The sequence below is a fragment of the Dyella sp. 2YAF14 genome, from assembly GCF_052114725.1.
Classification (GTDB): Bacteria; Pseudomonadota; Gammaproteobacteria; order Xanthomonadales; family Rhodanobacteraceae; genus Dyella.
The window spans coordinates 1-11,418 of sequence record NZ_JBFRFH010000033.1; the positions used below are offsets into that span (position 1 = coordinate 1).

At 57.3% G+C, this 11,418-nt stretch carries 15 protein-coding genes; 7 read left to right on the plus strand and 8 right to left on the minus strand.

Annotated elements, in window-relative coordinates; genetic code table 11:
• Positions 1 to 125: 125 nt before the first annotated feature.
• From AB4Y82_RS20990 to AB4Y82_RS21010, 5 genes are all read right to left on the minus strand, one after another.
• Positions 126 to 497 carry a hypothetical protein gene (locus AB4Y82_RS20990; RefSeq protein ID WP_441611659.1) on the minus strand — a complete coding sequence of 124 codons (372 nt, stop codon included), beginning with the start codon at positions 495 to 497 and terminating at the stop codon, positions 126 to 128.
• Positions 498 to 551: 54 nt separating this feature from the next.
• Positions 552 to 1,709, minus strand: coding sequence for an IS30 family transposase (locus tag AB4Y82_RS20995; RefSeq protein ID WP_441611661.1), 1,158 nt, complete (start codon positions 1,707 to 1,709; stop codon positions 552 to 554).
• Positions 1,710 to 1,792: 83 nt separating this feature from the next.
• Positions 1,793 to 2,737 (minus strand): hypothetical protein, encoded by a 945-nt coding sequence (locus AB4Y82_RS21000; protein WP_441611663.1) that lies wholly within the window; start codon positions 2,735 to 2,737, stop codon positions 1,793 to 1,795.
• Between the two features lie 68 nt (positions 2,738 to 2,805).
• Complete coding sequence (locus tag AB4Y82_RS21005; RefSeq protein WP_441611665.1) at positions 2,806 to 3,087, minus strand: hypothetical protein; 282 nt, start codon at positions 3,085 to 3,087, stop codon at positions 2,806 to 2,808.
• Positions 3,088 to 3,618: 531 nt separating this feature from the next.
• A complete protein-coding gene (locus AB4Y82_RS21010; RefSeq protein ID WP_441611667.1) occupies positions 3,619 to 3,960 on the minus strand; it encodes a ribonuclease E inhibitor RraB in 342 nt (113 codons plus the stop codon).
• A gap of 214 nt (positions 3,961 to 4,174) precedes the next feature.
• On the opposite strand from AB4Y82_RS21010, the gene AB4Y82_RS21015 reads away from it, so the two are divergent.
• Positions 4,175 to 4,405: a DUF6429 family protein gene (locus AB4Y82_RS21015; protein ID WP_441611669.1), complete on the plus strand. Its 231-nt coding sequence runs from the start codon at positions 4,175 to 4,177 to the stop codon at positions 4,403 to 4,405.
• 79 nt (positions 4,406 to 4,484) lie between these two features.
• On the opposite strand, the gene AB4Y82_RS21020 is transcribed toward AB4Y82_RS21015, so the two are convergent.
• A complete protein-coding gene (locus tag AB4Y82_RS21020) occupies positions 4,485 to 5,108 on the minus strand; it encodes a tyrosine-type recombinase/integrase (RefSeq protein ID WP_441611671.1) in 624 nt (207 codons plus the stop codon).
• 125 nt (positions 5,109 to 5,233) lie between these two features.
• On the opposite strand from AB4Y82_RS21020, the gene AB4Y82_RS21025 reads away from it, so the two are divergent.
• The 6 genes from AB4Y82_RS21025 to AB4Y82_RS21050 all read left to right on the plus strand — a co-directional run bounded on the left by AB4Y82_RS21025 (position 5,234) and on the right by AB4Y82_RS21050 (position 8,638).
• Positions 5,234 to 5,671, plus strand: a complete 438-nt coding sequence (locus tag AB4Y82_RS21025; RefSeq protein ID WP_441611673.1) for a hypothetical protein — start codon at positions 5,234 to 5,236, stop codon at positions 5,669 to 5,671.
• Positions 5,672 to 5,714: 43 nt separating this feature from the next.
• The gene (locus AB4Y82_RS21030; protein ID WP_441611674.1) at positions 5,715 to 5,993 is read left to right on the plus strand and encodes a hypothetical protein; all 279 of its coding nucleotides are present in this window, start codon (positions 5,715 to 5,717) and stop codon (positions 5,991 to 5,993) included.
• Between the two features lie 93 nt (positions 5,994 to 6,086).
• Positions 6,087 to 6,593 carry a hypothetical protein gene (locus AB4Y82_RS21035; RefSeq protein WP_441611676.1) on the plus strand — a complete coding sequence of 169 codons (507 nt, stop codon included), beginning with the start codon at positions 6,087 to 6,089 and terminating at the stop codon, positions 6,591 to 6,593.
• Between the two features lie 129 nt (positions 6,594 to 6,722).
• The gene (locus tag AB4Y82_RS21040; RefSeq protein ID WP_441605285.1) at positions 6,723 to 7,094 is read left to right on the plus strand and encodes a hypothetical protein; all 372 of its coding nucleotides are present in this window, start codon (positions 6,723 to 6,725) and stop codon (positions 7,092 to 7,094) included.
• Between the two features lie 96 nt (positions 7,095 to 7,190).
• Positions 7,191 to 7,361, plus strand: a complete 171-nt coding sequence (locus AB4Y82_RS21045) for a chromate transporter (RefSeq protein ID WP_441611683.1) — start codon at positions 7,191 to 7,193, stop codon at positions 7,359 to 7,361.
• 176 nt (positions 7,362 to 7,537) lie between these two features.
• Positions 7,538 to 8,638, plus strand: coding sequence for a hypothetical protein (locus tag AB4Y82_RS21050; RefSeq protein WP_441611678.1), 1,101 nt, complete (start codon positions 7,538 to 7,540; stop codon positions 8,636 to 8,638).
• Positions 8,639 to 9,201: 563 nt separating this feature from the next.
• Here the strand turns inward: AB4Y82_RS21050 and AB4Y82_RS21055 are convergent.
• Both AB4Y82_RS21055 and AB4Y82_RS21060 read right to left on the minus strand, forming a co-directional pair.
• Complete coding sequence (locus tag AB4Y82_RS21055) at positions 9,202 to 10,092, minus strand: tyrosine-type recombinase/integrase (RefSeq protein ID WP_441611680.1); 891 nt, start codon at positions 10,090 to 10,092, stop codon at positions 9,202 to 9,204.
• A gap of 467 nt (positions 10,093 to 10,559) precedes the next feature.
• Complete coding sequence (locus tag AB4Y82_RS21060) at positions 10,560 to 11,072, minus strand: hypothetical protein (protein ID WP_441611681.1); 513 nt, start codon at positions 11,070 to 11,072, stop codon at positions 10,560 to 10,562.
• Positions 11,073 to 11,418 lie beyond the last annotated feature (346 nt).

An 11,418-nucleotide genomic window follows, 5' to 3' on the forward strand; every position in this document is an offset into this window, starting at 1 on the left:
CGGATCAGGTCTTCGGGCTTCTTGTAGTTGGCCAACAGGCTGCTAAGCAGCTCGTCGGGCACGTCGTGCTTGCGTGGACTCATGGTGTCTCCGGGTCAGGTGGCAGTGTCCTGCCAAAGGCCCGTTTACACAAAATCTAGGACACGCCCTTCGAAATACCAGCCCAAGAACTGATCAAGATCGTCGGCAGCAGCATCTGACTGCCCTCGAACATGCCCATCGGCATCGATCAGTCCTTGAGCGACAAGATCGTATACCGGGTCGCGTGGAAGCTGGCCAAATCGGCGAGCCAAGTGCCCGAAACTAAGCAGCGCGTTTCCGCGAACGAGTGGATCGGATACTTGTGCAGCCGCGAGCGAAACTTCGAGCGCCGGTGCCAGAGTGGACGAGTTCAGGGCTAGTCCGATCAGGGCTTTGGCGGCAGATACCCCATCACCGGTTTCGAGAAGTCTCAGTACGCCAATGGGCGAAGTCCACGCTTCTTCAACGTAATCCATTGCCAATCCCCTGATTTTCAGCCTTTGCCGCTAGGTCCGCTCTGGGTTGCGACTTCAACCGGTCGATGCAACACATTGCTGGAATCGTTCGGCCGGTGTTTCAAAGTTCAGCGTTTGCCGAGGCCGCCCATTCAGTCGTCGAGCCACGGCATCGAGTTTAGCCTGCGAGTAGCCCGACAGGTCAGTCCCTTTGGGGAAGTACTGCCGTAGCAGGCCATTGGTGTTCTCGTTTGATCCACGCTGCCAGGGATGCTGTGGATCGCAGAAGTACACCTGGATATCCGTTGCCAGGGTGAAGCGCCGATGCTCGCCCATTTCCTTGCCGCGATCCCAAGTGAGCGACTTGTAGAGTTCGCGAGGCAGCTTGTGGGCGTGCTTGATCAGCGCATCGATGACCGTCTTGGTGTCCCGGCTGGAGATCTGCACCAGCATGACCATGCGCGTATGCCGCTCGACCAGCGTCGCGATCTGGCTGTGGTGGCTTCCCATGAGCAAGTCGCCCTCCCAGTGCCCGGGCACGGCTCGATCCTCAACTTCGGCCGGTCGTTCTCGAATGGAAACCATGCCGATGAGCTGGCCGTGATTGGCCGTCTTCTGCGTATGGTGGCGTGATCGACGCATGGCGCGCGTGCGCCGTAGATGCGCCATGAGGTCCTTTTTTAAGGCACCACGGGCCTGAATGAAGAGGCTACGATAAATGGTCTCGTGCGACACCCGACGCTCCTCGTCACCTTGCGATTGCTGCTTCAGCCATCCGGCAATCTGCACCGGCGACCATTGTTGCTGCAGCTTGGCGGCTACGCGTCTGGCTAGCACGCGATGCCTGCGAAGTTTGCATAGCTTAGGACGGCATGCACCATCCCACGCGTGCTGGTCCGCTTGGTTGGCTCGGTATCGCTCGCGCCCGCCATTGCGCTGGATCTCGCGGCTAATCGTGGAAGGTGCCCGGCAAAGCCGGGCGGCAACGGATCGCAGAGAGCATCCCAAGACTAGGGCTCGGGAGATCTCCTCCCGCTCAGCCAGCGTCAGTGCGCGGGCCGAACGATGGCGTGGTGGGGGTCTAATCCCACCGGTTCGCTCCAATACGCGGCGGATCGAGGAATGGCAGGTGGCTAACCGCTGGGCGATCTGATGCTGCGACTCACCACGCTGCCATCGATCCCATATCAGCGTCCAATCGCTGTCCGTAAAACGCTTCCGGGATAAGGCCATGGGCAACACTCCTTCCGCTTGCGCGTCTATAGTGTGTTGCGTTCACCGGTTGAAGTCGCAGTCGAAAGCGGACATTCGCCGATTCAACGATGAAATGCCGCGAGCTCGGTGCGTAGCGCCTCAAGCGTCGATCCGACCCCTCCAAGGCTTGATCCCCAGACTTGGACCAATACCCCAATCCCATTGGGCATTTCCAGCGTTGCCCAACACGTAAGATCCGTCCGCTGATCGATTCCCGGCTCCACTGCAGGCGCCAAGTACTTGTCCGTCCCTGACCAACAGGTCACGTAGCCCACATCCCGCGGTTCCATGACGAAGTAGTGCATCTTTGATTGCGAGCCTAGGTATCGAAGCTCAGGAAATTCTTCCTGGCCAAGAGATGTCTGCACCAGCTTGAGATGAAGATCCGATCCATCGCGCGGACTACTGGAAACTGTGCCGCGTCGATAGTTTTCGGACAACACCCTGACAAATACGTGGCATCCGTCGGGTTGAATACACTCGCCGAATGCATTGTTCCGAAAAAATGCTTGCAGCTCCCAACTCTGCAGGTTCCCCTTGGCGTCCTTTCTAATGATCGTTTTAAAGTTATCGGGGACGGTCCATAGTAAACCGTCGGCCGTGAACGTCACGATGTATCGGCCACCGGATTCGTTGATCAAAATGTCGTTGTACGTGCCCGCATAAGCGATCGCCTTTGCGAGCAGGTCCTCGTGCTCCGCGTCGCCCAGCTGTGAATGTGCTCCACGCAGGCACCGCGCACCTAGGTTTCTTTGAAATCTCAGGATTTGGGCCTGTTGCTGGCCAGGAAAGCGGCAAGGCCATGCTTGATCCCCATCTGCCAGACCAACAGGACGAAAGTCACCGTGTGCCAGGTGAGCCCTGACGTCGGCACCGGGATCGAACATATTGAGCGAACGAAGGTCTTCCTGAAGCGCGTGAGTATCGGCACCCGAACCCACTCTGTCCGGAGACGAACACCCTGCTAGAAACATGTTGATGACGATAAGCCACACGATCCTTGGCATTTCCCCTCCGAATGGCATTGATCTGCACTATGTCCGCCTTGGGTCGGAAGCGGACGTTCGTAAGTTAGTCAGGTTCCCGCCTGCTCATCCCAGAACAGCTCGACCCTATCTTCACCAATGACCAGCCCGCTGGTGACCTCGGCGACCTCGTCGGCATTTATGACAGGCCGTGGAAATTTGTCTTTCTCAACCTGAGAGATCTCGGGCCACTTACGCTTAGCGAGTGTGACGGCCTTGGCGAATGCATCGTCGGGGCCGTCGGCCAAGACAAAACCGCTCAGCTCAAATCCGAGGATGCTCTCCCCACGGACGAATCCCTCACCACGGCCGATAACTTGCCTGGTTTTCATCGGTTCCAGCCCCTTGGGTCATTGAGCAGCAATGTCTGATTCGGGTCGAGAGCGGACGCAATTGCCGGCCCGGAGCCGGGCAAGCGGTCAAAGTTTGTACCGCACGATCAGATATACGGTGAACGCAAATAGCGCCAAGCCAAGAAGCAACAGCAAGCGTACCAACCGAGCGTATAAAGTCGCCTTGGGTGCCTGCAATTGACTGACGCGCGAACTAAAAGCCGTTCTGATGACCGCAATGGTGACGTTTGGGTCACTCTGGCGCGGGAGCCCCTCATAGAAGAAGGACAATGCCCCTCGTCGTTGCACCCATTCGGGCCTCTCCGCGACTACGATTCGGAAAAACTTCGAAAAAGCGTACAGATAGATGGGTACAACGAGAACGTAGGTCCAGCCGAGCGTTGCCAATAGCAGTCTCATTCGTACCCCGTATTCCCGTAGAAGTCGGATTGTGTGGCGGCGGCCCCATCTAATCGCTTAGGTCCGCTACGGGTCGGGAGTGGACGCTCAGGGCGCCAATATCCTTGCATGTCATTCCTGACTTTCACATGCCCATCCGATGGCTTGACCCCCGTGGGAATCAGCTTCGCTCGCTAGCAGGTCCTCGTAGCCGGATATGTTTTCGTGCGAGGGGACCATGTACTGATGAGCTTGCACCAGCCAAAACAATTCGCCTTGCTCCCCATACTCTCCGTAGGAGACCCTCTGCCCTTTCTCTAGGAGCACGACTGCGAACGCGATCGCCGCATCCTTCGTCGGAAAAATGACTGTGAAGTCGACTTCGCGTGGCACGGACAGATCGTCCCCGCTTGCAGCCATCTCCCGAAGCATCTCGCCGTTCGCGTCGTCCGGGAAGGTCGATTCATTCTTCATTTGCGAATTCCTCGGTCCTGGATGCTACGCATGCGTAAGGGACTTGGCCTGACGGCTCGCGGCTAGACCCTGTGCAGATCCGGTCGGAATATCGGTTGGCTAGCCGACTATCGCCCATCGGAGATCGAGAAGTGATTCCGATGCCACGCTGAGCCTTGCCGATCTCCTCCCTGGGCGTACTCTATTCGACACCTTTTGGCTCTGGGAGGCCACCATGGACCTGGACACGGAAAAGATCGATGAGGCAGCGTTAGCCCTGCTTTACCTGTCGTTACACGACATACGGATGGTGTGGAAAGGCGTGGACTGGGATGTGACAGAGCGCCTCTGCACCAAGGGACTCATTCTCGACCCGATCAACAAAAGCAGGCAGCTGACCCTGACGGACGAGGGTCTACGGGCGGCGGAAGCAGCGTGTCGGCGACTGTTCGGAATGCAGCCTTGAAGCGCTACATGGAGCAAGCCCTGGTCCTATGGGGTCGAAGAACGCCGCGATGGGGCGATCCGCCCGCCTGCGCGTGAATTTAGACTTCCGTTTCCTCCGACAACGCCAGGGCATCCTCGACCTCGATGCCCAGATAGCGGACCGTACTCTCCAGCTTTGTGTGGCCCAGTAGGAGCTGGATGGCTCGCAGGTTGTGGGTCCGACGATAGATCAGAGTTGGTTTCGTTCGCCTCATTGAGTGTGTCCCGTAGTCAGAAGGCTGGAGCCCGGCGCTTGCCACCCAGCGCTTCACGATCCGCGCGTACTGGCGTGTCGAAAGGTGGGTCGCAGGTCGCTGTCGACTTGGGAATAGATAGTCCTCTCGGGTAAGGCCCCGTCGGTTGATCCATTCCATGATGGCGTGCCGGGTCTGTTCGGTGAGCTCAAATTGGACCGTTTTGCCCGTCTTGCGCTGAATGATCTGAGCCCTAGCGCCAAGGCCACCCTCCCTGGCCAGATCCCGGACCCTCAAGGCGACCAAGTCGCAACCACGAAGCTTGCTGTCGATGGCCAGATTGAACAGGGCCAGATCCCGGACGCGCCGCTGCAGCTGAAGCCGGACTCTCACACCAAAGATATCCCGAAGTTTGAGGGGCAACTTCTGCCCAATGACCCTCCCTCGGTTCCAAGGGGTCAGCGGATGGCCGTTGGGCTGCATAGACATGGCGATACTCCCCGCCGGTTTGGAGAGTTGCCATACTGAGCACCGGGGAATCTAGGGAACGTCTGCTTCCGACCCGGAGCAGACCTTACGATGGTGGGGACAAACGGCTGCACAGGGGAAGCCAGGTGACCAAGTTAACGTGGGCAGACATCTTTGTTGACGCCTCCGCTTTGAAGGGGGCGGCATTGTTCGAACAGTGGCCGAGTAGCGTCCAAGGCAGGGTTGCTCTCATCGGTGCCTCCGCTTTCGGTGACCTGTTCTTCCATCGCCCGGATGGAAGCGTTCACCGCTTGGACGTCCTGGAAGGAGGAGTGGGCCAAGTGGCCGCCACGTTCGATGAATTTTCCAGGTGTATGAACACCCCCGAGTGGCAACAGAGAAACCTTCTGACAGACGGCGTCGCGCTATTGCTGGAGCGAGGGGTATCCCGTGGAAGCGCTCAGTTTTATGGATTTGCGCCTCATCCCTCGTTGACCGGCAAGATTGATTGGCAGCGCGTGATGGCACTAGATGCCATGGTTTGGCATTCGATTTGCGCGCAGGTTCTTGATGGGAATGCTTAGGTCCGCTTGGGACCCAAGGCGGACAGATTTCAAAGGGAATGACATGACTGAGCGCGATGACAGCTGGCTGACGGATCAGGCGGACCACCTCTTGGGCGCGACGCTCATTCGTCGCGAATGGGCGCCGGCGCATGTCGATGACGATCATGACCATTGCGCGCTCTGCTGGGCCAAGTTTTCGAATCTTGGTCTTCCGGGGGAGCTTAAGGCCGGGTTTTGTACGTCGGATGACCGGCACTGGGTTTGCCAACAGTGCGTGGACGATTTCAAGGCTCGCTTTCAGTGGTTACTGATCGACGACCTGGATGTTGGTGGTGCTTAAACTGTCCGCTTCCGCAACCCATAGCGGACACTCGCGAATAGGCTTCCGCAGCTGCCGAAGTATCTAGATGCCAAAGATCATGGATGGTTAGGTATGAGATCCGAAGACCTTTTGATTGAAGTTGCCAGCGCATTTCCACCCATGGAGATGCCTCCGGAGGCCGAGCTTCCGTTCCACGCGAGCGGCTGCTTTCAGTGTGAGTGGCTTAAGGAAGCGCTGGAATCGCGTAGAGGGAAGCCAGTCGACGGCGATTTAATTCGCCTCCTCCACCAGGAACTGTCCTGCCTATCGGCAAAGGCGTGGCGTTGGGTTGCGCCACATTACATAAGCTATTGCCTTACCCCTGAGGCGGACTACAACCAGATGGAAGCCGAATATCTTGTCTACAATCTTGGCCCTGAAGACAAATTCAAGGCAGACGTTCTGAACAGGTTTTCGTTGTTCGACAGTAGGCAGATCCGCTGCTTTATATCGTTCATGGAATATCTGGCGAACCATGAGTACTGGTCCGACTACTTTCCAGAGGACATCCGTAAGGCGACTGACTTCTTGGATGCCATTGAGCGTTCTAGAGAATCACCGCCGCCTTCGGCCAGTTGAACGAATCTGATGGCTTTGAGCTATCGACCGCACCCTGCTCGGAATGCCATTCTTCCCACGTCCGCTTTCGACCCATAGCGGACACTTACAAACGGTCTGAGATCCCAACCCTTTGTGCAGGTGACTAGTGTGAATGCCAGTGATGAATATCGCGAGAAGTCGCGGAGCGCCGCTAAGTCCGCCCTGGCGCGTGGTCACAAAGATATAAAGAACCTGCGTGAGATTCTGATCTGGACAACTTCGCGCACTACAGTCGATCTCGTTGAGAGTTACTTCGCCAAACACTTAGGTGACAGAGAGCTTGTTGAATCGCTGGTTTCGATCGCGCTGGAAGGCGAAGACGCAGGTGACGCTCCTTGGGCCGCAGCAAACACGCTTATGGTGTTCCCCGACGCAATCCTTCTACCGCACAGAGCTGCGATGATTGAGTTGAGTCACCACAACTGGGACTACCTCAGTGGCCCGGCAAAGGAAATTCTGGCTAGGCTGGACGAGCAGTAGTCTTGGCGTCCGCTTCCGACCCGAAGCGGACCTTAGAATGGAACCGGATACTTGGCGAAACAAAGCCCTGCTCGGCTGCACATGAGCATTTCAATCATGGATACCTCAGAGGCCCGGACGCCGCGCGGTAACGCACTCGAAGTGGCGCAGATTTTCCTGCGTTTGGGATTGACATCCTTTGGCGGCCCCATCGCGCACATCGGTTACTCCCACCTCGAGTTCGTGGAACGGCGGCGCTGGGTGGATAAGGAGCATAGCCACCACTAGGCACGCCAACCCAGTATCTGCGCGGATCACGGAGACTTGCTCTGATGTTCACTGTAGCGGGTGCCGTAGCAGCCCTTGGTACTTCTCCGGGACCTAGGCCTTCTGTCTATATCCCCGGTGCTTGTCTGGTAGCCCGGCTCGGGCCATGATCTCGACGGGAATCAGGGGGGAAATCAATGGAATTGAAGGACGCTGCCGCGCTACTTCGCGCCTGGGCTAGCCGAGAGGGCATGCTGTTTGGGGATCAGGTGTTCCCTGACCCCGCGCCCGAAGACGTGAACTTGATCTCTGGGCGAACCGTCACAGGACGGGAGATTCTGCGCAGCAAACAGATTCAAGCTGTTGGCTTCAGCGAGGCCGACGCGGAGCTACTGGTCTATCTTCGTCGCGCCACACCAGGCAAGAAGGCGTTAGAGAGCCTTCCAGACTTCGTCGAGGACTTCCCGATCAAGTACCGTCAGGGAGCAACCGGGACCGTCGACGTGAATGCTCCAGTGCCCTTTGGGGCGCCCTATGCGTTGCGTGGAGTGGGCAATCAGGTCCGCTATACGTGTGGCAGCTCCATTTCCGTGGGGAATGTGAGGGAGGCGGGCACGCTCGGATGCCTGGTCCGCGATGCCCAGGGCGAGCTTTACGGGTTGTCCAACAACCATGTGTCCGGCAGTTGCAGCCAAGCGCCAATAGGTCTTCCAATCGTCGCGCCCGGCATCCTCGACGTGAGCGCCAACAACCAAGCGCCGTTTACGATCGGCTTCCACGCGGGCGCGCTTCAGCTCATAACAGGCGCCGCCGACGTCGTCCCTTACCAGCTCAACAGCGATGCGGCTAAATTCCGGATTAACAATCCGCAGCAGGTGTCCTCGTACCAGCAGGACGCCTACGACACCCCCGCCACCACTATGGCCCTCGCAGCCGGTATGGATGTAGAAAAGGTGGGCCGGACGACCGGACACAAGGTCGGCGTGGTTCAAGCCGAGATACTTGGTCCGTTCTCTGTTCCCTACCATGCGGCCGCCTACGATTTCTCCGGGCCGGTTTACTTTGATTCGGTATTTGCGATTGCCGGTCTACCCGCGTCAGGCAGGTTTTCGGACGGCGGCGACTCAGGCTCTCTCATTGTTCACCGAGACGCCGGCGGGAACATGCATGCCGTAGGGATCGTCTTCGCCGGCATGCAGGACAACAAGGCTCCTGGGAGCTGGGTCACGTTAGCTTTACCTATCGAGCCTATACTGGCGTCGTTAGGAATGACCCTAGTCTCAGGGCACAACATATGAGCGCTACCATCCGCGAAGCCGCACTACGGTTACTTAGCTTGCTCGATGCTCCTAAGGGTGCGGTGAACGCGCTCCCAACCTCTGACAAGAAGGGGCCGCTCATTCGGCTCCTTGTGCGGCCCGAGATGATGTACCGCATCGGCAAGGTCCCCGCTAAGTTCGACGGATACAGAGTGTCCGTCGAGGAACGTGGCCGAGTATCTACGCAAGCCTGAAGACCTGCATTCTCTCCGCTCCAAACCTCCGGACGGGGGTCGAAAAGTTTTACTGCAAATTTTTCTAGGGCATGGAACAAGGGCCAAATGGCCAGTTCCCCGTGGGTCTATCCGACTACAAAACCGCTTGAGTCAGTCCGGAGATAGCATTTGGGTTCGAATCTTGGCGAGGTTTGCTGTCGACCCCTAGAGACGGACCAATCACATATCTCGGCTCCCTAACTGCGAGTAGGTTGCGTCGATCGGTTGAAGTCTCAGCCAAGACAAAAACCATCGATGGGTTGGCCACACGAAGGATCGATACGGAGCTGGTCATGGCAAGGAAGAGCGTACCCGCGTGCACGAAAGCTACAACGGACTTCGTCTCCTCTGATACGCGGCTCCTGCGCGCTCATGGGTCAGCACACTGGGCAGCGCGGCGTGGTGCCCTTGCGCTGCCACTAGCGCCCTGACCCTGGTGAGGGTTTCCACAATCTCATTGCGACCTTCCGCATCAAACTCCTGCACCAACGTGGCGAGTATTGTCTGAGCTTCCGCGTTCGCGTCCCCTGATGTCAGGACACCCTCAATGCTCCCTTCGTAGGCCCAATCCATATAGCCCCATAGGCTTTCGAGCGACGCGTGTCCGCTTAGGCTTGCTACCTGCGACAGCACGGTTGTGACAGCCTCTAATCCCAGCGAGCGATCCTGATTGAGCGCCTTCAGTCGCTTGACAATCTGCAGCGTGATGTAGCGATGACGAAGCATGTGGGCGGTCATCCGTTCATCAATGCCGGCCGCCTTTCGCAAATCACCAAACAGTTCCGATATGGATGCAGCTGTTAGTTGTGTTCCAGTCCTTGTGCAAAAGAGCCAGTCTCCAGCAATGTGGCCTTTCTTGCGAAGCGCTTTCACTTGGATGGCACGCGCGATGCTTTCATAGTCTCTCAGGAGTCGCAGAGTCTCTGGCGCCAAAGGTACCAGCCTAAACGGATTGCCCTTTCGCTTTGAACAGCGAACTGGCATGCGCCCGCCGTCTTCGAATGCCCTTTGCAGGTCTTGTCGGCGCATCCACGTCAGCTCCTCTCGCCGAATTCCAGTATCGGCAAGTGTGACCACCATGGCTTCGTTGCGAGCTTGGCAGAACGTCGTTTTCGCGACGGTAAGGCATGCGTCAAGGATCAGCGAGACCTGCTCTCGAGATGCGGGGGCGACCTTTCGCCTGACGTTGTTAGGCACCATCGATTCGTGATGAATCATATGGCGTTCTTGACCCTTCTTGGTTCGAAACGTTACTCGGGTGATTGATATTCGGGCACCGGAACCTATGTTCCCAACGAGATCTGCTACCCGAATGAGGGGACCCAGCCATCCTAAGAATAGGATGGCACGGGTAATTACGCGATTTATATGGCGACCTGATACACCCAGGTCGCCCAGCGAGTCAGCAAACTTGACGAGGCTATCGTCAGTAAGATCGCTGAAGGAGATGCGTGAGGTGTGTACATATCGCACGAATCGGCACAGCTCGCTCGCATAGGTATTTACAGTACTCGTTGCCCGGCCATAACGACGCAACCAAACTAGGTAGACGTTGACTTCCCAACATGGATGACCGGTTGGCCAAAAAATTGCTCTTAGTCCGGGCGACTGCCAGCGCTGCGACTTTCCGATGGCGTAGGGAAGTAGATAAGAAGGTGACGTTGCAACCCACAATTGTTTGGCCATTAGGGAACGGCCTTTAGATATCGACGCTCACGAGAAAATCGCTCGAAATGTCGGGTCAGTTCCGACTCGATGCGTGAATCATACGTGGCGATCCTCTTGATTCGTTGGAGAAGGTCGAGGTACTGGGCCGACATGTCCATAACGGAGTCTGCGCGAGCGGCGAGCGTCTTTCGATGAGAGGTAGCTTCCTTAGTTGCCAATCCTTCCGCGAGTTCGTCATGCGGGACAAGAAGAGCTTGAATGTCTGAGCGCAGCGACGTGTACCCCCCGCGATATTCCTTGTCGACGTACTTTCGCAATGTCTTCTGACTTATGGGGGCAATACCCAGTGCCTCATCGGTCCATGAAGCTAACGCGCTGATTGTGAGAAAGTGCGACTTCAACATCGCCGTGTCAGGGGGCGAAGCTTGAATCCGCGCAAACACTTCAAGGCGGCGGTGCGCGTTTTGGCGCGATCGCTCCGCGCGCGCCGAAATGCCAACTGCAAGCTCGCCCTTTCTAAGTCTAGGCACCGGTCGTCTCCTTCGTTATCTGAATCAGGACGGTGAACCGTGCGCTACCCCCTCTTCCGATCTGATGCGGTGTAGCGTGAAACACACCGTCAGATGCGAGAAGTTCCAAATAGTCTTGAACTTGACGCTCGCTCATGACGCTCAGGTCGTCGGAGCCAAAATGCATCATGAGAATGTCGCGAAGGTCGCGGACAGCGGCGGGCGTGTCCTAGATTTTGTGTAAACGGGCCTTTGGCAGGACACTGCCACCTGACCCGGAGACACCATGAGTCCACGCAAGCACGACGTGCCCGACGAGCTGCTTAGCAGCCTGTTGGCCAACTACAAGAAGCCCGAAGACCTGATC